Source organism: Thioalkalivibrio sp. XN8 (assembly GCF_011058255.1).
Taxonomy (GTDB): domain Bacteria; phylum Pseudomonadota; class Gammaproteobacteria; order Steroidobacterales; family XN24; genus XN24.
This window is the reverse complement of the sequence record NZ_JAALFH010000067.1, coordinates 215,624-233,400: the sequence shown is the minus strand read 5'-3', so window position 1 is coordinate 233,400 and position 17,777 is coordinate 215,624. Positions and strand designations below refer to the sequence as shown.

At 68.7% G+C, this 17,777-nt stretch carries 19 protein-coding genes; 12 read left to right on the top strand and 7 right to left on the bottom strand.

Translation table 11 applies throughout. From position 1 onward, the window contains the following. Positions 1-19 precede the first annotated feature (19 nt). The gene (locus tag G6N75_RS13270) at positions 20-541 is read right to left on the bottom strand and encodes a putative molybdenum carrier protein (protein WP_165348845.1); all 522 of its coding nucleotides are present in this window, start codon (positions 539-541) and stop codon (positions 20-22) included. Between the two features lie 4 nt (positions 542-545). After that, positions 546-2,069, bottom strand: a complete 1,524-nt coding sequence (locus G6N75_RS13265; RefSeq protein WP_165348844.1) for a CARDB domain-containing protein — start codon at positions 2,067-2,069, stop codon at positions 546-548. Positions 2,070-2,224: 155 nt separating this feature from the next. Between G6N75_RS13265 and G6N75_RS13260 the strand changes: the two genes are divergently transcribed. Continuing rightward, positions 2,225-3,304: an AI-2E family transporter gene (locus G6N75_RS13260; RefSeq protein ID WP_165348843.1), complete on the top strand. Its 1,080-nt coding sequence runs from the start codon at positions 2,225-2,227 to the stop codon at positions 3,302-3,304. On the opposite strand, the gene G6N75_RS13255 is transcribed toward G6N75_RS13260, so the two are convergent. Continuing rightward, positions 3,301-4,536, bottom strand: coding sequence for an APC family permease (locus G6N75_RS13255; RefSeq protein WP_165348842.1), 1,236 nt, complete (start codon positions 4,534-4,536; stop codon positions 3,301-3,303). The two genes, G6N75_RS13260 and G6N75_RS13255, sit on opposite strands and share 4 nt — an antisense overlap. Before the next feature lie 80 nt (positions 4,537-4,616). Between G6N75_RS13255 and G6N75_RS13250 the strand changes: the two genes are divergently transcribed. The 9 genes from G6N75_RS13250 to G6N75_RS13210 all read left to right on the top strand — a co-directional run bounded on the left by G6N75_RS13250 (position 4,617) and on the right by G6N75_RS13210 (position 11,364). Continuing rightward, on the top strand, positions 4,617-5,135 hold the full coding sequence (locus tag G6N75_RS13250) for a DNA polymerase ligase N-terminal domain-containing protein (protein ID WP_165348841.1): 519 nt from the start codon (positions 4,617-4,619) through the stop codon (positions 5,133-5,135). Beyond that, complete coding sequence (ligD, locus tag G6N75_RS13245) at positions 5,128-6,135, top strand: non-homologous end-joining DNA ligase (protein WP_165348840.1); 1,008 nt, start codon at positions 5,128-5,130, stop codon at positions 6,133-6,135. Before G6N75_RS13250 ends, ligD (G6N75_RS13245) begins: the two co-directional genes overlap by 8 nt. Before the next feature lies 1 nt (position 6,136). Further along, positions 6,137-7,048 carry a non-homologous end-joining DNA ligase gene (ligD, locus tag G6N75_RS13240; RefSeq protein ID WP_165348839.1) on the top strand — a complete coding sequence of 304 codons (912 nt, stop codon included), beginning with the start codon at positions 6,137-6,139 and terminating at the stop codon, positions 7,046-7,048. A 234-nt stretch (positions 7,049-7,282) separates the two neighbouring features. Beyond that, a complete protein-coding gene (locus G6N75_RS13235) occupies positions 7,283-7,630 on the top strand; it encodes a heavy-metal-associated domain-containing protein (protein WP_165348838.1) in 348 nt (115 codons plus the stop codon). A 161-nt stretch (positions 7,631-7,791) separates the two neighbouring features. Further along, on the top strand, positions 7,792-8,214 hold the full coding sequence (locus G6N75_RS13230) for a hypothetical protein (protein WP_165348837.1): 423 nt from the start codon (positions 7,792-7,794) through the stop codon (positions 8,212-8,214). After that, positions 8,211-8,567, top strand: a complete 357-nt coding sequence (locus G6N75_RS13225; RefSeq protein ID WP_165348836.1) for a hypothetical protein — start codon at positions 8,211-8,213, stop codon at positions 8,565-8,567. The genes G6N75_RS13230 and G6N75_RS13225 overlap by 4 nt, the downstream gene beginning before the upstream one ends. After that, the gene (locus tag G6N75_RS13220) at positions 8,560-8,865 is read left to right on the top strand and encodes a hypothetical protein (protein ID WP_165348835.1); all 306 of its coding nucleotides are present in this window, start codon (positions 8,560-8,562) and stop codon (positions 8,863-8,865) included. Before G6N75_RS13225 ends, G6N75_RS13220 begins: the two co-directional genes overlap by 8 nt. A gap of 12 nt (positions 8,866-8,877) precedes the next feature. After that, positions 8,878-11,028 (top strand): heavy metal translocating P-type ATPase, encoded by a 2,151-nt coding sequence (locus G6N75_RS13215; protein WP_165348834.1) that lies wholly within the window; start codon positions 8,878-8,880, stop codon positions 11,026-11,028. Positions 11,029-11,043: 15 nt separating this feature from the next. Then, entirely contained in the window at positions 11,044-11,364 is a 321-nt protein-coding gene (locus G6N75_RS13210; RefSeq protein ID WP_165348657.1) for a YtxH domain-containing protein, read from the top strand. Between the two features lie 13 nt (positions 11,365-11,377). Here G6N75_RS13210 and G6N75_RS13205 read toward each other — a convergent pair whose 3' ends face one another. Next, positions 11,378-11,797 carry an HMA2 domain-containing protein gene (locus G6N75_RS13205; RefSeq protein ID WP_165348833.1) on the bottom strand — a complete coding sequence of 140 codons (420 nt, stop codon included), beginning with the start codon at positions 11,795-11,797 and terminating at the stop codon, positions 11,378-11,380. Positions 11,798-11,925: 128 nt separating this feature from the next. On the opposite strand from G6N75_RS13205, the gene G6N75_RS13200 reads away from it, so the two are divergent. After that, positions 11,926-12,321 (top strand): HMA2 domain-containing protein, encoded by a 396-nt coding sequence (locus G6N75_RS13200; protein WP_165348832.1) that lies wholly within the window; start codon positions 11,926-11,928, stop codon positions 12,319-12,321. Between the two features lie 71 nt (positions 12,322-12,392). Next, the gene (locus G6N75_RS13195) at positions 12,393-12,584 is read left to right on the top strand and encodes a hemin uptake protein HemP (protein WP_165348831.1); all 192 of its coding nucleotides are present in this window, start codon (positions 12,393-12,395) and stop codon (positions 12,582-12,584) included. Between the two features lie 24 nt (positions 12,585-12,608). On the opposite strand, the gene G6N75_RS13190 is transcribed toward G6N75_RS13195, so the two are convergent. From G6N75_RS13190 to acnD, 3 genes are read right to left on the bottom strand one after another with little or no spacing between them, the layout of a single operon-like run. Then, entirely contained in the window at positions 12,609-13,901 is a 1,293-nt protein-coding gene (locus G6N75_RS13190; RefSeq protein WP_206203124.1) for a serine hydrolase domain-containing protein, read from the bottom strand. Then, positions 13,901-15,079, bottom strand: a complete 1,179-nt coding sequence (gene prpF, locus G6N75_RS13185) for a 2-methylaconitate cis-trans isomerase PrpF (RefSeq protein WP_165348830.1) — start codon at positions 15,077-15,079, stop codon at positions 13,901-13,903. The genes G6N75_RS13190 and prpF overlap by 1 nt, the downstream gene beginning before the upstream one ends. Continuing rightward, entirely contained in the window at positions 15,076-17,676 is a 2,601-nt protein-coding gene (gene acnD, locus G6N75_RS13180) for a Fe/S-dependent 2-methylisocitrate dehydratase AcnD (protein WP_165348829.1), read from the bottom strand. The genes prpF and acnD overlap by 4 nt, the downstream gene beginning before the upstream one ends. Positions 17,677-17,777 lie beyond the last annotated feature (101 nt).

The window sequence follows — 17,777 nt, the reverse complement described above, 5'->3', positions numbered from 1 at the left end:
CACCCTGGCGCAATCCGGACTACCCCGGGGATCGGGTGCTCCCGCCGGATCGGGAGGTCCCCAGTCTTGCCAGCATCACCGCCACGACTTTCCGGGCAAATCCCGCGGCGCCAGGGGCCCCGCTCTCCCGCGGCCCGGCCACGTTGAGCGCCTCGATGTTCCTGCCCTGGACGAAGGCGGCGGCGTGTTCGCCAGCCAATTCAGGATCCAGTTCAGCGCCATCGAGCAGCAGGCAGGGGCGTCCCACGCGCTCGCAGGCCTCGACCGTCAGCCGCGTGCCGCCGGTCACCGGACCGAAGTGGACGACCAGGGTCCCGTCCGAGTCGCGTACGTTCGCCACGGTCCGTTCCGCGTAGCCGCCGCCACGCAGCTCCCGCAGCGGGTAGCGCTCCGGGATGACGCCGTCCTCGGCCACCCGTCCCTCGGGACACCAGCCGCCACAGGGAAAGCCGGCGGCCAGGGCGGCTTCCAGCGCGCCCCGGTCCACGCCGGTTTGCCCGCCGGAGACGATCCTGTGGAGCTTCCCCTCGGGACCGGCCACTAGCTCACTGCGGTCGCGGCCTTGGTGCCGGCCGCGGCACCTGCCGTGGTTCGGGGCGTTGCGCGCCGCCGCCACCGCCGCAGGACTCGGGCACCATCACCGACAGCCGGAACACGTTGTTGCCCTCGTTGCTCTCGGCGACTTTCTGGTCGTCGTCCAGGCCGAGGCCGAGCAGGTGTTGGCCGGGCGCCAGCGTCAACATGCCGTTGACCTTGCGTTGGGCGCCGGCGGCCATGGCCATGCCCGGCTGCTGGTGCAGCGTCACGCCCTGTCCGTCCCGCAGGCGGCCCACAGAGGGGCCGGCATCGGCGGCGCCGGCGTTGACCGCGGTGTAGGCGAAACGATACTGGCAGCCCCGCGGGGTGGTGGCGCTCGCGTCCTGGTCCGTCAGGACGATCTCGTCAGCCCATTGTGCGATCTGGGTCCCGATGGCCACCGGTGGCAGCGCCGTGATGTCGGGCTGGCCTTTCGGCGTCGGAGTGATGACCGTCGCCTGCAGGGTCTTGCAGGTCACGGCGTAGTCGGCCTCGGCACTCAAGTTCTGACGGTTGGTCTTCACCTCGATGCGCAACTCGTGGTCCGGAGCGACCTGCAGCCCGCCCAGCGGCTGCGGACCCTGGCCCTGCTTCTGCAGCCCCTGGGGCTGCTGTGGCTGGGGCTTGGGCGTGGCGGTCGCCGCCACCGTGTAGGGAATCTGGAAGGCCTTGTTGCCGGCGGGCACCTGGACCTCCTGGAAGCCGCCGGCGGGCTTGCCGTCCACGATGAAGCGATACTGCAGCCTGCCGCCGGCGCCGTTGTTGTGCACCGTGGCGGTGAACGGGATTTCGCCAGGGCAGACCCCCTGGTAATTCGGCCGCGGCGACTGCAGGCTCACGTGAGCCAGGCTGAAGGCCTGGCCGAGGGTGCCGGCAGTTGGGACTGTCGGCGTCGGCTCTGCCAGCGTGCCGGCCATGCAGCGTGCCACCACCGGATGCTTGCGGAACTCGTGGTGCGTCGCGGCGCCGATCCCGTAGTCCCAGCACGCCATGTGGACGCCGGACCAGAGATCGCGCTGGATGACCACATCGAAGTCCTGCCCGCGGATCTGCTGGTAGCTCTCGCCCTGGGCCAGGCGTTCCTCCAGCCGCTTGTTGCAGGCGTTCACGGCGGCATTGCGCCAGCTGCTGTTGGGCGCCCAGTCGGTACCCAGGGCCTTCCAGCTGCTGGACCAGGTCATGTTGGTCGCGCCAGGATTGTCGACCAGCCTGTTGGACGCGTAGACCTGTCCGGTGTTGGTGCCATTCGGGTCCACGGTGTGACTGAAATAGGTGACCCGGTATCCCCGCTTGCACTTCCCTCGCGCCTGGCCGAGAAAGCTGATCGGCGCATTGCTTGCCTGCTTGAACTCGTTTCCCTGCCCCGTCACCTCGATGGCCGGGTACGGCAGGGTCGCGTTGTAATCCAGGTAATCCAGACCAACGGCGAGCGTTGTGCCGGGCAGCAGGACAATAGCGAGAAAACTCCAGGGAAGCCGTTTGTTGTTGTTCATGACGACACCTCACACTACTTGTGCGCCGAATTTAAGCGAAAAACCCTCCCCGAAACGTGGCCTCGGTCACTTTGTCGCCCGCTGCGACAGGAGTTGCCCCCGGCGACCCCACTGCATAAAGTGGCGGCAGCCCCAGTCGCCACCGGACCCCGCCCATGAGCGAGAAGCTCGAGCAAGCCGCCTTCCTGATCCTGCTCGCCCTGGTCACGGTCGCGTTCGTGTGGCTGCTCAAGCCGTTCTTCGCGCCGCTGCTGTGGGCCTGCATCATCGCGGTGCTGTTCCACCCCGTGCAGGTCTGGCTGGAGCAGCGCTGGGGCCATCGGCCCAACATCACGGCGCTGACCACCCTGCTCGCCTGCGTCGTGCTGGTCGTGATCCCGGTGCTGCTGCTGCTGGTCTCCTTCCTGCAGCAGGGGCTTTCCGTGTTCGAGCAGATCCAGGCCGGCGAGCTCCAGCCCGGCAAGTACATCGACCAGGTCCGCAGCGCCTTCCCCGTGCTCCAGGAGCTGCTCGAGCGCTTCAACATCGAGATGGACACGGTCCGGGACAATGCCACCCAGGCCGCGGTGGCGGCCAGCCAGTTTCTCGCCCGGAATGCGCTCTCGGTGGGCCAGGGGGCCTTCGGCTTCGTGCTGAAGCTGGCCCTGATGCTTTATGTCACCTATTTCCTGCTGCGCGACGGGCGCAAGCTGGTCGAGCAGCTGGTCCTCGCCATTCCGCTGGGCGATGAGCGCGAGCGGCTGCTGTTCCAGAAGTTCGCCGAGGTTGCCCGGGCCACGGTCAAGGGCAACCTGCTCGTCGCACTGGTGCAGGGCATGCTCGGCGGCCTGATCTTCTGGGTCCTCGGCCTGCCTGCGGCGCTGCTGTGGGGCGTGGTCATGACCGTGCTGTCGCTGATTCCGGCCGTGGGCGCCGGCCTGGTCTGGCTGCCGGCGGCGATCTATCTCTATGCCGTGGGCGAGTGGGTCTCCGCCACGGTTTTGATCGCCTACGGCGTGGTGGTGATCGGCCTGGCCGACAACATCCTGCGCCCGATCCTGGTCGGCCGCGACACCAAGCTGCCGGACTGGATGGTGCTGCTTTCCACCCTCGGCGGCATTGCCATGGCGGGGATCAACGGCTTCGTGATTGGCCCGCTGATCGCCGTGCTGTTCGTCGCCTTCTGGCAGATTTTCGGCCGGGAGTTCAACCCGCGCACGCGCGCGCAGGCCGAAGCAGTCGACCCGCCCGACTAGCCGCCCGTCGCCATCAGCCAGAGCTGGAACACGAGCACCAGGGCGGCGCTCAACGCCCCGACCACCGGCAGCCAAAGCGGCAACCGTAGCCCCGCGCCGTCCCGATCGGGATCGCGCCGCTTGATGCGCCAGAGCGCGACGTTCAGCGCGCCGAAGATGACCAGGATGATGGCGCTGGTGACCTTCGCCAGCGTGGTGAGCGGGAACAGGAGCGCGAGCACGAGGATGACGGCGGTCACCAGGCCCGTCGCCGGGAGCGGCGTACGCGTTCTCGGGCTCACCTGCGCCAGCCAGCCGGCCCCGGGCGCCGAGGCCCGGCGGGCCATCCCATAGGTCACGCGCGAGGCCATGATAATCTGGACCAGCGCGCCGTTCAGCCCGGTGAGCAGGCTGACGATGCCCAGTCCGGTGGTCGAGTACCAGCCCTGTCCCTCGGCCATGGCCGCCACCGGGGTGTTGCTGGCAGCCAGCGTCTCAGCGCCGATCGAAGCCACGGCGATCAGCGCCACCACGACGTAGAGCACGATGGTCAACAGGACACTGATGACGATCGCGCGCGGCAGGGTCCGCCGGGGGTCCTTCACCTCCTCGGCCATGGTCGCCATGTCCTCGAAGCCGATGAACGCGTAGAAGGCGAGGAAAGCGCCCGAGAAGATCCCGACCCACGCTTGCGCTTCCAGCGGCGGCACGAATTCCCGCCAGCGCCCGGCGACCTCGGCCAGGTCGGCCTCGGCCACGACGCCGGCATACAGCAGGGCGCCCACCTCGATCACGGTGATGACGGTGACCACGGCGACGGAGGCGCCGATCCCCCACGCCGCCACGGCGCCCATCGCCAGGACCAGCAGGGCGATCGCCGGCAGCTGTGGCACCGTCACGAAGTCCTGCAGGAACCCGACTGTCGCCACGGCCAGCGCCGCTGCCGACACCACGCCGGTCAGGATCATCAGCACCCCCGCCGTCCCGGCCAGCCAGTCGCGCCCGAAGCCCTCCCGGATATAGCGCACCGGTCCCGAGCTGTCGGGGAAGCGCGAGGCCAGCTCGGCGATTGCGAGGCCGCTCAGCAAGGCCAGCACGCCCGAGCACAGCAGCGCCACCGGCGCGAACAGGGCCGCCTCGCCCGCGACCTTGCCCATGAGCGCATAGAAGCCCCCGCCCACCATGGTCCCGAGGCCGTACAACACCATGAACGGCAGGGTGACGATCCGCTTGAGCTGGGTTTCTTCGGTCATGGCGGGACACCTGGCGTGTCGCATCCTGAGCCTAGGTCACGCGTCTACTACACTCAAGGCAGGAGCCAGGTGGGAGGACCATGAGCAAGCGACGTTTCGTCATCCAGAAACACGACGCCACCAATCTCCACTACGACTTCCGGCTGGAGATCGGCGGCGTACTGGTGTCGTGGGCCGTGCCCAAGGGGCTTTCCACCGACCCGAAAGACAAGCGCCTGGCCATGCAGACCGAGGATCACGAGCTCGAATACCTCGATTTCGAGGGCGTGATCCCCGAGGGCTACGGCGCCGGCACGGTCATGGTCTGGGACATCGGCACCTACCGGAACCTGCGCTCGGGCAAGGGCGGCGACCAGACCGGGATGGAGGCCGCGCTGGACGAGGGACTGATCGAGGTCTGGCTGGAGGGCAAGAAGCTCACCGGCGGCTACGCCCTGAAGCGCATCGAGGACGGCAGCGACCCGAAGTGGCTGGTCATCAAGATGGATGACGAGCAGGCCGACGCCCGCCGCAATCCCGTCAGCTCCGAGCCGGACTCGGCCCTCAGCGGCCGGAGCCTGGAGGATATCGAAGCAGAGGCAGGGCCGGACGATGGCTGAGTGGCGCGAAAAGCTGTCGGCGGAGGAGCGCGACACGCTCCGGCGCACGGCCATGCCGGACTGGACCGCGCCGATGCTCGCCACGCTGACGAAGAAACGATTCTCTTCGCCGGACTGGATCTACGAGCGCAAGCTCGACGGGGAACGCTGCCTCGCCTTTCGCAGCGGGAAGAAGACGCGGCTGCTGTCGCGCAACCAGCGCGACCTGCGCGACACCTACCCGGAACTCGTGGACGCCCTCGACACACGGGTGCCGAGCGGCATCATCGTCGACGGCGAAATCGTCGCCTTCGACGGTAACGTCACCAGCTTCTCGCGCCTGCAGCAGCGCATCGGCCTGACCGATCCCGAACAGGCGCGCACGAGCGGCGTCAAGGTGTACCTGTACCTCTTCGACCTGCTGCATCTCGACGGCTACGACGTCACCGGCCTGCCGCTGCGGACCCGCAAGTCGCTGCTGCGGCGCTGCGTCGATTTCGGCGGGCCGCTCCGGTACACCGCCCATCGCAACGAGTCCGGCGAGGATTATCACGCGGCCGCCTGCAAGAAGGGCTGGGAAGGCGTCATCGCCAAGCGCGCCGATTCGGCCTACGTCCATCACCGCTCGACCGACTGGCTGAAGTTCAAGTGCGTCAACCAGCAGGAACTGGTCATCGGCGGCTATACCGACCCGCAGGGCAGCCGCATCGGTTTCGGCGCCCTGTTGCTCGGTTACTACGAGGACGACGAACTCTGCTACGCCGGCAAGGTCGGCACCGGCTTCGACGACGAGCTGCTCGAGCGCCTGGGCGAGAAACTCGAGTCCCTCGAGCGGCAGGGCTGTCCCTTCGCCCAGGCGCCGGAAAATGCCGGCAAGGGCACTCACTGGGTCACGCCCAAGCTGGTCGGCGAGATCGCCTTCACCGAGTGGACCAGCGATAACCGGCTGCGCCACCCGCGGTTCCTCGGCCTGCGGCGGGACAAGCCGGCCCGCAAGGTCGTGCGCGAGGAGCCGGCCTGACATGGCCCAGCTGAAGTTTGGCGCCTGCAGCTTCGAAACGAAGAACACCGACAAGGTGCTGTTTCCCGACGCCGGTATCACCAAGGGCCAGCTCATCGCCTACTATCGCAAGATCGCGCCGGTGATGCTGCCGCACCTCGAAGACCGTCCGCTGACCCTGCACCGCTTCCCCGACGGCATCGGCGAGAGCGGCTTCTACCAGCAGGACGCGCCCGACTACTTCCCGGACTGGATCGACACCTGCCGCGTACGCCGCGCCGGCGACGACGATCGGGGACCCGTCGAGCACGTGCTCTGCAACAAGGAGGCCACCCTCGCCTACCTGGCAGACCAGGCCGTCATCACCTTCCATGGCTGGCTGGCCCGGGCCCCCAAGCTCCATACGCCGGACAAGCTGGTGTTCGACCTCGACCCCCCGGGAGACGATTTCGAGCCCGTGCGCGAGGCCGCTCGCCGGGTCGCAGCACTGATGGAACAGCTGGGCTTGCAGCCCTTCGTCATGACCACGGGTTCCCGCGGGCTGCACGTGGTCGCCCCGCTCCGGCCGGAGCTGGACTTCGACGAGGTCCGCGAGTTCGCGCGTGCCATGGCCGACCAGCTGGCCGAAGAGCATCCCGACGAGCTCACGCTCGAGCAGCGCAAGAACAAGCGCCGCGGCCGGCTCTATCTCGATGTCATGCGCAATGCCTACGGCCAGACGGGCGTCGTGCCTTATTCGGTGCGGGCACTGCCCGAAGCGCCGGTCGCCACCCCGCTGGGCATCGACGAGCTGGGCGACCAGCGCCTCGAGCCGCGCCGCTGGCGGCTCAAGAACATCCTGCGGCGGCTCGGACAGCGCGCCGACCCCTGGCGGGACATCCGACGCCATGCCGCCTCGGCCCGGCAAGCGCGCCGCAAACTGCAGCGCGGGTAGCCCGGCGCCCTAGGTAATTTTCACATTGTGGCGCTCCGGGGGCCTCCATAAACTGCTCTTGGCGCTCCTTGCCGAGCGCCCAGCCAGCCAGGGATCCCGCGGCTTTTCGCGGCCCGCATCCCAGCCAGCCAGTGAACCCTGCGACGTGCCAATGCGCCGGAGTGCCGGGCCATGGTTACAGCGCTTGCGCGGCCAGTTGAAACCCCGGCCTGTCGCCCGGGGCATGGGATCCCAATGACCGAGATCGACCTCAAGCCTTTTCTTACCCTCCGCCGCCACCTGCGGATCGCCCACCACATCCCCGGCCGAGTCCGGCTCCGGGCTGGACCGGGCATCGTCAAGGAACTGGGTGCGGTCGACGGGAAAGCGCTGGAGCGGGTGCTCGGCGCGCTCGACGGCATTCGCGACTTCCGCGCCAACCCGCAGGCGGGCTCGGTCGTCGTCGAATACGTCCCGGCGATCATCAAGCCGGAATGGTGGGAGACGCTCATCCACGGGGAGGAAACCGCCGCCGTGGACTTGCTCCGCCGCCTGCTCGAACACGAACTCGCCCCCGCCGTAGCCGCGGCGCGGGGCGAATGAACCCCTGCTAGACAAGAGGTATGGAGAAGATGGACCACAACCAACATGGATCTCCCGGCGCCGGCATGGGCCAGGGCGGCCCGGGCGTCGGGGGGCCGGGCCCATATGGCCCGGGAATGCACCACGGCATGGGGCCGGGACCGTTCGGGCCCGGGCCAGGCATGCAGTACCAGTGGGGGCCGCAGGGGCCCGGCTTCGCCTATGGGCCGCCGCCCGGCCCATACGGCCCCGGCCCGGGCTGGGGCGGCTTCCCGCCTGGTTACGGCCCGCAGCAGCCGATGGGGCCCGACCCGGCGGCCGCCGGCTTCTCGGCCGCGATGAACGAGTTCGCTGACCAGAGCGGCCTCGGGGCGCTCAAGGGCTTCATGAACTTCAACGACAGCGAGTTCTGGAAAGGCGCGCTGGTCGGCGCCGCCGTCGTGCTGCTGATGACCAATGACGAGCTGCGCGGCGCCCTGCTCGGCGGCGCGGCGAAGACCGCGAACGCGATGAAAGACGGGCTGGCCGCCTTCGGCGAGGACGCCGAGGCGGCGGCGCAGGGCGAACCAGGCGCTCAGGCAGGTGAAGAGGAGCAAGGCCGATGACCCAGCATTACTACCCCATGGTGAACATGCCCTACGAACAACAGCAGGCCTGGCAGCAGCGCCACGACATGAACCTGCTGCTGAACGCGGCCCGCACCGGCGCGCTCATCGGCGCGACCGGCGCCGCCGCGCTGAACCTGCACCGCCTCCGCAACGAAGAGACGAACTGGCAGCAGGCCGTGACCCGGACCGCGAAGGTCGGGCTGACCGCCGGCGTGGCGACGGCCGCCGCGACCGCCGTGGGCCGCATGTTCGTGCGCTACCCGGCATTGTCCATGGCGGCCACTTTCGCCACCGGCACGGCGGTGATGTACGTGCTCACCGAGCAGCGCAAGGAGGCCGGCCATGAATGACCCGCGCGCTTACTATGCCGGCTATCCGCCGACCGGCTATTACCCCGGCGCACCCGCACCGATGCGGCCGCCGGCCCCCATGCCGCCGCCGCCCCTCGCCAACACCCGGTTCCTGAAAGGCGCCGCGGTCGGCGCCCTGGCGGCCTACCTGCTGAGCAACCCCGAAAGGCAGCAGGCCACCATCAGGGGTGCAGTCAAGGCGTGGTCGCTATTGCAAGGTGGGGTCGAGGAGATGAAAGAGCGCTTCCGCGACGCCGAGGCGGAGCTGCATGCCGCGCAGGCCCAGGACGGCGACTGACCCCGCACGGCGATGACAGCCGCGGCGGAAAACAGCCTGCAGCTGGTCCACGAGACCCCGGCGCGCCTGCGCTTCCGGCTGCCGATGCTGGTCGATCCGCTGATCGATTTTTCCTGGCTGGAAACCTGGCTGGAATCGATCCGCGGCGTCACCAGCGTGCGCGTCAACCGGCATGCCCGCTCCATCATTTTCGAGTACGACGGCCGGCCGGCGACCCGCGCGTCGATAGTCGAGCTGCTTGGCGGGCTGCGGCGCGAGCGTATTCCCAACGGCGAGTCGGAGCCCGCCGAACATGCCGAGCTCGGTCCGATGCTCGCCACCGGACTGCTGATCTTCGCCCTGCCCTTCTTCTCGCCCCCGGTGCGCCGCCTGCTGACTTTCCTCAACATCAGCAACACCCTGATCAAGGGCGTAGACACGCTCATTCACCGCGGCGTGAAGATCGAGGTGCTGGATGCGGCCGCGATCGGGCTGTCGGCCTGGCGGGGCGAATACCTCACCGCCAATGTCACCGACTTCCTGATGCACCTGGGCGAGTTCCTCGAGAAGCGGACTGAGCGCAAGTCGGACCAGATGCTGCGCCGCCTGCTGCGCCCCGACCCGGTCCTGGCCTGGGTCGAGCGGGACGGCACGCTGCGGCAGATCCCCGACGACGAGATCGCGGCAGGCGACCGGATCCAGGTCGGCCCGGGTGAGAAGATCGCCATCGACGGGCTGGTGCTGGACGGCGCTGCGCTGGTGAACCAGGCGGCCATCACCGGCGAGTCCGTCCCCGTGCGCAAGGAAATCATGGACCGGGTGATCGCCGGCACGGTGGTGGAAGACGGCCGGCTCCGCATCGAGGCCCGCCATGTCGGCGAGGACACCACCACGGCTCGCATCGCCCGGTTCATCGACGAGTCGCTGCAGCAGACCTCGGAGACCCAGCGGCTGGCCGAGCGCATGGCCGACCGGCGGGTTTACCTGACCCTGGGGACCGGTGCGCTGATCTATCTCTTGACGGGGGACCAGCGGCGCCTGTCCTCGGTGTTCCTGGTCGACTACTCCTGCGCCCTGAAGCTCGGCACCCCGCTGGCCTTCAAGTCGGGCATGTTCCGGGCCGCCTCCGAGGGCATCCTGCTCAAGGGCGGCGAGGCCGTGGAGCGCCTGGCCGAGGTCGACACCGTGGTATTCGACAAGACCGGCACATTGACCCACAGCGATCTCGAGGTCACCGACGTCGTGGTGCTCGACCCGGAGCGCTGGCCGCGCGACCGCCTGCTCGCCGTCACTGCCTCCATCGAGGAGCACGCCACCCACCCGATCGCCGAGGCGATCGTGCGCAAGGCGCGCGAGGAGAAGCTCAACCACATCGATCATGGCGAAGCCGAGTACCTCGTCGCCCACGGCATGAGCTGCCCGGTGAACGGCGACCACCTGCTGATCGGCAGCCGCCATTACGTGGAAGAGCATGAGGGCCTTTCCTTCGACCTGTTCCGGCGCCGGATCAAGACGCTCGAAGCCGAGGGCAAGACCTTGCTCTACATCGGCACCCGGCACGAGCCCATCGGGCTCATCGCCCTGCGCGACACGCTGCGCAATGACGCCGCCGAGGTGCTGGCCGGACTCCGGCGCCTGGGCGTGCAGAACCTCGTGCTGCTGACCGGCGATCACCAGCAGCGCGCCGACGCCATGGCCCGCCAGCTGGGCATCGACGAGGTCTTCGCCGAACAGGTGCCCGAAGACAAGGCCGGCGTGATCGAGCAGTTGCGGGCCGAGGGACGCAAGGTCGCTTTCGTGGGTGACGGCGTCAACGACGGTCCGGCCCTGGTGGCGGCGGACGTCGGGATCGCGATGTCCCGCGGCGCCGAGCTGGCGCGCGCGACCGCCGACGTCGTGCTGCTGGAGGACCGGCTCGGCCTGCTCATCGACGCCGTGGACATCTCGCAGCGGACCATGCAGCTCATCGCCTCGAATTACCGCGCCGCCATCGGCATCAACACCGGGGTCATGGTCGGGGCGGCGCTCGGCATGGTCTCGCCGGTGGCTTCAGCCGTACTGCACAACGGCACCACCGTGGGCCTGCTGGTGCGCGCGCTGCGGGGACTCGGGGACTCGGCCCCGGCCCAGCGCGTCCTGCTCGGAGACACCATCACGGCTGCCGTCGGCAGCCTCGATAGCTAGACGGAGGATCGACACATGGCAATCCACCTCATCCCCTTCGTGGCCGGGGCCGTGATCGGCGGCCTGGGCGCGTATTTCTATCGCGACGACAAGCTGCGGCGAGAAATGAAACGCACGGCCGGCGAGCTGGGCGGCAAGGTCAGAAAGACCGCCGACCAGGTTTCGGACAAGGTCTCCGAGGGCCTGGGCGAGCTGCGCGAGAAGGTGACGCCGAAGAAGGCGGCGCCTCCTGCGGCGCCGGCGAAAAAGGCCCCCGCCAGGAAGAAGGTCTCGCGCAAGAAACCGGCCGCCAAAAAGAAGAAGAAAACTACCACCCGGTCGGCGCCGAAGAGCTAGCCGGCGCGAGGTATCAGCGCAACAGGGTGCGTTGGTTGCGCCAGATGTGCAGGCCGGCGAGCGCCAAAAAGGCGGTGCCGAAGCCGATGTGGGCTTTCTTCTTGCCCATGAAGCCGAGTGCCACGGCGGTGCCGAGCGAGGTCACCATGCCGATCTTGGTCGCCCGGTTGAACTGGCGCGCCAGGTCGCCGTTGCGCGGCCGGACTACGGGCGGCCGTCGGAAGCACAGGGCTTCGAGCTCGTTCTCCAGCGTCTCGACATCCGCAGTCCCGGTGTCGTAGCTCACGACCAGGCTGCCGGCGGAGGCATTCAGCCGGACCTCGCTGACGCCCGGCAGGCGCTGGGCCTGCTGTTGTACGTCCCTGCCAAAATCCTTCACTTTCAGCAGGTTGGAACGAACGCGTATCCGCCCGGCGACGGCGCTGACGATCATGGGGGACCCCGGCTCAGAAAGGATTTCGGAAACTACGGTTGCGAATAGTAACGATTCTCACTACAGTTGCAACAGCTGCCCGTGAAGCAGCGCGGTTCTGTCTCATTTCCTCTGCCGGAGGCAACTGTATGACCGACTACCTGCACCACGTCCCCGGGCGCCTGCGCGTTCGAGCCAGGTCCCTGCGCTGTGACGCTACGGCCCGCGCCTCGACCCTGCGCAAGCTCCAGGCGAAGGAAGGCATCCGCAGCGTCAAGCTGAACCCCAAGGCCGGCAGCGTGACCGTGTTCTACGATGTCGAGGCCACCGACGCCCAGCAGATCCTCGACTTCATGCAGTCCGAATGCCTGCGTGCGAGCAAGGCCCAGGCTGCGGCCGTCCGCCCCGCCGCGCTCCGGGCAGCGCCCCGTCCCGCCCGCGCCGGCAACCCGCTCGCGGCCGAGATCGGCCGGATGGCGTTGGGGGTGCTGGTCAACAAGGGCGTGACGTTCTCCCTGGCGTCGCTGCTCGGCGCTCGCATCTGAAGTAGATGGACGGAGATGGTCGCCTCGGGCCGCCCTGTCGCCCGGCGGCTGGCGCTGGAGCGGATGACGCCATGAACCCCGACCGCACCGCAAGGGCTGCTCCGACGCCCGCCCCGCCCCGCCTGGCGAACCAGCACTCCAGCGTCCCGCGCACCACCAGCCAGGCCCTCTTCCGCGGCGCCGACCTGCTGCTCATCGAGCACGACGGCGAGACTTACACCCTGCGCCGGACCCGGCAGGGCAAGCTGATCCTCAACAAGTAGCCCCGATCGCCGCCTGGCGCACGGTCAAGCGGCGGTCACGGCCTTGCGTTCCGGCGTGCTCGGGGCAAGATCGGCGACCCGGCCCACCAGCCTGGCAAAGGGCCACAGGTGGTGCGCCACCAGCAGGATCCCCGAGGTCAGGATCGCCGCCGACAACTGTCGCTGCGGGTCGGCCCAGGCGAACTTGTTGATCAGTCCGACGTGCCCGAAGGCCTCGCGGCTGTGCGGTCCCCACAAGCCGAACGGCGCGTCGCCGAGCATCAGGCCCGCGCTGTAGCGCATCGGCAACAGCAGCGTCCGGTCGAGGGCGCGGCTGCCGACTTCCCGCACCGCGCCCGCGATCGTCTCCGGACGGCAAATACGGCGGCCCCGCCAGGTGCCGCCGTCGAGCATCATCTGGAAAAACGCCGATACTTCCGCCGCCGTGGCGACGAGATTGCCGGCGGGGATGATCGCCTCATGGAAGCGCGGGTCGTTGCTGATGGTTTCAATGGCTTCCATGTCGGTGCCGAGCGCGCGCCGGATCAGCGCGTTCAGCACCGGCCCCTGGCGCGGTCCCGTGGCGTAGCTCAGCGCCAGCGCCGCGCGATGCTCCGGCCGCGCGCCGTAGGTGAAGTACTTCATCTTCATCGGCCCGCGGATCTTGCGCTCGAGGTAGGCATCGATGTCGGCGCCGGTCACCGTCCGCAGCACACGCTGCAAGACGAAGCCCCCGGTGATGGCGTGGTAGGCCAGCTTCGAGCCGTCGGTAATGATCGGCTCCGAATCGCACAGCAGTTCCCAGGTCGCGTCCTCGTCCCACAGCGTTTCGATCGGCGTGTCGCTCGGCAGGCCGGGAATGCCGCCGCGGTGCGCCAGCACCTGGTGCAGGGTGATGCTGTCCTTGCCCTTGCGGCCGAACTCCGGGTTGTAGAAGGCGACGGGGCGGTCCAGTTCCACCAGGCCGTCCTCGGCCAGCAGGTGCATCAGCAGGGCCGTGACCGCCTTGGAGGCGGAGAACAGGCACATGGGCGTGTCGGGCCGGGCGAGCACCCGCGCGCTCGCGGGACCGTCGTGCGGGCCGTTGCCGCGGGCATGGCCGATGCTGCGCGCCATCACGGTCCTGCCGCGGTAGCGCAGGTGGATGGTGATGGCCGGGTGCACGCCGCTGCGGTAAACCTTGACGACCTCGTCCCAGACCCGGTCGAGGTCGGGCCGGCGCAGCCCGACGCTTGCGGGGTCGACTTCCCGGCGCGTGTCGATGCGGATGACCTCGTCGAGGTCCTCCGGCACCGGGCTCAGGCGGAGCACGTTCTGGCGCAGGAACTGCATGGGCATTAGAAGCAGTCGCCGGGCACCCGCACCCAGCCTTCCATCAGTACGCGCGCGCTGCGGCTCATGACGACTTTCTCGACCTTCCAGTCGCCGTCGGTTTCGCTGACCGCGGCGCCGACCTTCAACGTCCCGGACGGGTGGCCGAAGGTGACCGCGCTGCGCTCCCCGCCGCCGGCCGCCAGGTTGACCAGCGTGCCGGGGATCGCGGCCGCCGTGCCGATGGCCACCGCCGCCGTGCCCATCATGGCGTGGTGCAGCTTGCCCATGGACAGGGCGCGCACGTTGAGGTCGATGTCCTTGGCGTCGATCGCCTTGCCGCTTGAGGCGGTATAGCCCGCCGGCGGGGCGACGAAAGCCACCTTGGGGGTGTGCTGCCGCGCAGCCGCCTCGGCAATATCCTTGATCAGGCCCATCTTCACCGCGCCGTGGGCGCGGATGATCTCGAAGCGCGCCAGCGCGGCCGGGTCGCCGTTGATCGCCTCCTGTAGCTCGCAGCCGCCGTAGCCGATGTCGGCGGCGTTGAGGAACACGGTCGGGATGCCGGCGTTGATCAGGGTCGCGGGGAAGGTCCCGATGCCCGGCACTTCGAGCTGGTCGACGATACTCCCGGTGGGGAACATCGCATCGCTGGCATCGACCGGATTCATGAACTCCACCTGCACCTCGGCCGCCGGGAAGGTCACGCCGTCGAGCTCGAAGTCGCCGGTTTCCTGCACCGCTCCGCCGGTCATCGGCACGTGGGCGATGATGGTCTTGCCGATGTTCTGCTGCCAGATGCGCACGACTGCGGTGCCGTTCTCGGGCACACGCGCCGGGTCGACCAGCCCGGTGCTGATGGCGAAAGAGCCGACCGCCGCAGTGAGGTTGCCGCAGTTGCCGCTCCAGTCGATGAAGGGCTGGTCGATCGACACCTGGCCGAACAGGTAATCCACGTCATGGTCGGGCCGGGTGCTCGGCGCCAGGATCACGGTCTTGCTGGTGCTGGAGGTCGCCCCGCCCATGCCGTCGGTGTGCTTGCCGTAGGGGTCGGGGCTGCCGATCACTCGCAGCAGCAGCCGGTCGCGCGCCTTGCCCGGGACCTGCGCCGCGTCGGGCAGGTCGTCGAGCCGGAAAAATACGCCCTTGGACGTGCCGCCGCGCATGTAGACAGCAGGAATCCGGACCTGCGGCGCGTGGCTCATGCGGCGGACTCCAGGAAGTCCTGCGCGAAGCGCTGCAGCACCCCGCCGGCCTCGTACACGCGCACTTCCGCCGCCGTATCGAGCCGGCAGGTGACGGGCACGCGCTCGGTCCTGCCGTCCTTGCGGTGGACCACGAGCGTCAGGTCGGCGCCCGGGGCGATCGCGCCCTCGACGTCGTAGGTCTCGGTGCCGTCGAGCTCGAGCGTCTTGCGATCCTGGCCCGGCTTGAACTCCAGCGGGAGCACGCCCATGCCGACCAGGTTGGTGCGATGGATGCGCTCGAAGCCCTCGGCCACGATCGCCTCCACGCCCGCCAGGCGCACGCCCTTCGCGGCCCAGTCGCGCGACGAGCCCTGGCCGTAGTCGGCGCCGGCGACGATGATCAGTGGCTGCTTGCGGGTCATGTAGGTCTCGATCGCCTCCCACATGCGCATGACCTGGCCATCGGGTTCGACGCGGGCCAGCGAGCCCTGCTTCACCTCTCCATCCACCACCGCCATCTCGTTGATGAGCTTCGGGTTGGCGAAGGTGGCGCGCTGCGCCGTGAGGTGGTCGCCGCGGTGCGTGGCGTAGGAGTTGAAGTCCTCCTCCGGCAGGCCCATCTGCGCCAGGTACTCGCCGGCCGCGCTGCTGGCGAGGATGGCGTTGGAGGGCGAAAGATGGTCGGTGGTGATGTTGTCGCCCAGGATGGCCAGCGGGCGCATGCCCTGCAGGGTCCGTTCCCCGGCCAGCGCGCCTTCCCAGTAGGGCGGGCGACGGATGTAGGTCGATTGCGGCCGCCAGTCGTACAGCGGGCTCGCCGCCTCCTCCACCTTGCCGAGGTCGAACATCGGGATGTACACGCGCCGGAACTGCTCCGGCTTGACGTACTCCGCGACAATAGCGTCGATCTCCTCGTCGGACGGCCAGATGTCCTTCAACGTGACCGGTCTCCCGTCCTGGTCGGTGCCCAGGACGTCGCGCTCGATGTCGAAGCGCACCGTGCCGGCGATCGCGTAGGCCACCACCAGCGGCGGCGAGGCCAGGAACGCCTGCTTGGCGTAGGGATGGATGCGGCCATCGAAGTTGCGGTTGCCCGACAGCACCGCGACGGCGTAGAGGTCGCGGTCGATGATCTCCTGCTGGATGTCCGGGTCCAGCGCGCCCGACATGCCGTTGCAGGTGGTGCAGGCGAAGGCGACGATGCCGAAGCCGAGCTTTTCCAGCTCGGGCAGCAGCCCGGCCTCCTCGAGGTACAGCTGGGCCACCTTCGAGCCCGGCGCAAAGGAGGACTTCACCCAGGGCTTGCGCACCAGCCCGAGCTCATTCGCCTTGCGCGCCAGCAGCGCCGCAGCCACCACATTGCGCGGGTTGGAGGTGTTGGTGCAGGAAGTGATCGCGGCGATGATCACCGCGCCGTCCGGCAACAGCCCCTGGACCTCTTCGGCGCGCGCCTCCTCGAGGTGCCCGGCGATGCCGCGCTCGGCCAGCGCCGCGGTCGGCAGGCGGCGGTGCGGGTTGGAAGGACCAGCCAGGTTGCGCTCCACGGTCGAGAGGTCGAACTCCAGCACGCGTTCGTACTCGGCGGCCTGCATCTGGTCCGCCCACAGGCCGGTCGTCTTCGCGTAGCGCTCGACCAGTTCCACCTGCTCAGGCTCGCGCCCGGTCAGTTTCAGGTACTCGATGGTCTGCGCGTCGATGTAGAACATGCCGGCCGTGGCGCCATACTCCGGGGTCATGTTGGAAATGGTGGCGCGATCGCCGACGGTGAGGGTCGCCGCGCCCTCGCCGAAGAACTCCAGCCAGGCGCCCACCACGCGCTCCCGGCGCAGGAACTCGGTGATGGCCAGCACGATGTCGGTGGCGGTGATGCCGGGCTTGCGGCGTCCCGTGAGCTTCACGCCGACGATGTCCGGCAGCCGCATCATCGACGGGTGCCCGAGCATGACGGTCTCGGCCTCGAGCCCGCCGACACCGATGGCGATCACGCCGAGGCAGTCCACATGCGGGGTGTGCGAGTCCGTGCCGACGCAGGTATCCGGGAAGGCCACGCCGTCGCGCACCTGCACCACCGGCGACATCTTCTCCAGGTTGATCTGGTGCATGATCCCGTTGCCAGCCGGGATGACGTCGACGTTCTTGAAGGCCGTCTTGGTCCACTCGATGAAGTGGAAGCGGTCCTCGTTGCGCCGGTCCTCGATCTCGCGGTTCTTGCGGAAGGCGTCCGGGTCGAAGCCGGCGGCTTCCACGGCCAGCGAGTGATCCACGATCAGCTGGGTCGGCACCACTGGGTTCACCAGCGACGGGTCGCCGCCCTGCTCCGCGATGGCATCCCGCAGGCCGGCCAGGTCCACCAGCGCCGTCTGGCCGAGGATGTCGTGACACACGACGCGCGCCGGATACCACGGGAAATCCAGGTCACGCCTGCGTTCGATGAGCTGGCCCAGCGCGTCGGTCAAAGACTCCGGCTCGCAGCGGCGCACGAGCTGCTCGGCGAGCACTTTCGACACGTAGGGCAGCTTGTCGTAGCTGCCGGGTTGGATCTTCTCGATCGCAGCGCGCGCATCGAAGTGGTCAAGTTCGGTGCCCGCAAGCGGATTGCGGTATGTGGTGTTCATGGTTGCCCGGGGTGAATCGCTGGCCAAGGGTTGAGGCACTCGATTATAGCCCCAAGGCTGGCGCCAGCCGCTTTGACGACGGTCCACCGATCCTCGCAGCG

Excerpts from the sequence above, each read along its gene's own strand:
- G6N75_RS13200 (WP_165348832.1), top strand. The coding sequence starts at position 11,926 with ATGACCGACTACCTGCACCACGTCCCCGGGCGCCTGCGCGTTCGAGCC.
- ligD (WP_165348840.1), top strand. The coding sequence starts at position 5,128 with ATGGCTGAGTGGCGCGAAAAGCTGTCGGCGGAGGAGCGCGACACGCTC.
- G6N75_RS13250 (WP_165348841.1), top strand. The coding sequence starts at position 4,617 with ATGAGCAAGCGACGTTTCGTCATCCAGAAACACGACGCCACCAATCTC.
- G6N75_RS13215 (WP_165348834.1), top strand. The coding sequence starts at position 8,878 with ATGACAGCCGCGGCGGAAAACAGCCTGCAGCTGGTCCACGAGACCCCG.
- ligD (WP_165348839.1), top strand. The coding sequence starts at position 6,137 with ATGGCCCAGCTGAAGTTTGGCGCCTGCAGCTTCGAAACGAAGAACACC.
- G6N75_RS13205 (WP_165348833.1), bottom strand. The coding sequence starts at position 11,797 with ATGATCGTCAGCGCCGTCGCCGGGCGGATACGCGTTCGTTCCAACCTG.
- G6N75_RS13195 (WP_165348831.1), top strand. The coding sequence starts at position 12,393 with ATGAACCCCGACCGCACCGCAAGGGCTGCTCCGACGCCCGCCCCGCCC.
- G6N75_RS13230 (WP_165348837.1), top strand. The coding sequence starts at position 7,792 with ATGCAGTACCAGTGGGGGCCGCAGGGGCCCGGCTTCGCCTATGGGCCG.
- prpF (WP_165348830.1), bottom strand. The coding sequence starts at position 15,079 with ATGAGCCACGCGCCGCAGGTCCGGATTCCTGCTGTCTACATGCGCGGC.
- G6N75_RS13220 (WP_165348835.1), top strand. The coding sequence starts at position 8,560 with ATGAATGACCCGCGCGCTTACTATGCCGGCTATCCGCCGACCGGCTAT.
- G6N75_RS13255 (WP_165348842.1), bottom strand. The coding sequence starts at position 4,536 with ATGACCGAAGAAACCCAGCTCAAGCGGATCGTCACCCTGCCGTTCATG.
- G6N75_RS13190 (WP_206203124.1), bottom strand. The coding sequence starts at position 13,901 with ATGCCCATGCAGTTCCTGCGCCAGAACGTGCTCCGCCTGAGCCCGGTG.
- G6N75_RS13265 (WP_165348844.1), bottom strand. The coding sequence starts at position 2,069 with ATGAACAACAACAAACGGCTTCCCTGGAGTTTTCTCGCTATTGTCCTG.
- G6N75_RS13235 (WP_165348838.1), top strand. The coding sequence starts at position 7,283 with ATGACCGAGATCGACCTCAAGCCTTTTCTTACCCTCCGCCGCCACCTG.
- G6N75_RS13210 (WP_165348657.1), top strand. The coding sequence starts at position 11,044 with ATGGCAATCCACCTCATCCCCTTCGTGGCCGGGGCCGTGATCGGCGGC.
- G6N75_RS13260 (WP_165348843.1), top strand. The coding sequence starts at position 2,225 with ATGAGCGAGAAGCTCGAGCAAGCCGCCTTCCTGATCCTGCTCGCCCTG.
- acnD (WP_165348829.1), bottom strand. The coding sequence starts at position 17,676 with ATGAACACCACATACCGCAATCCGCTTGCGGGCACCGAACTTGACCAC.
- G6N75_RS13225 (WP_165348836.1), top strand. The coding sequence starts at position 8,211 with ATGACCCAGCATTACTACCCCATGGTGAACATGCCCTACGAACAACAG.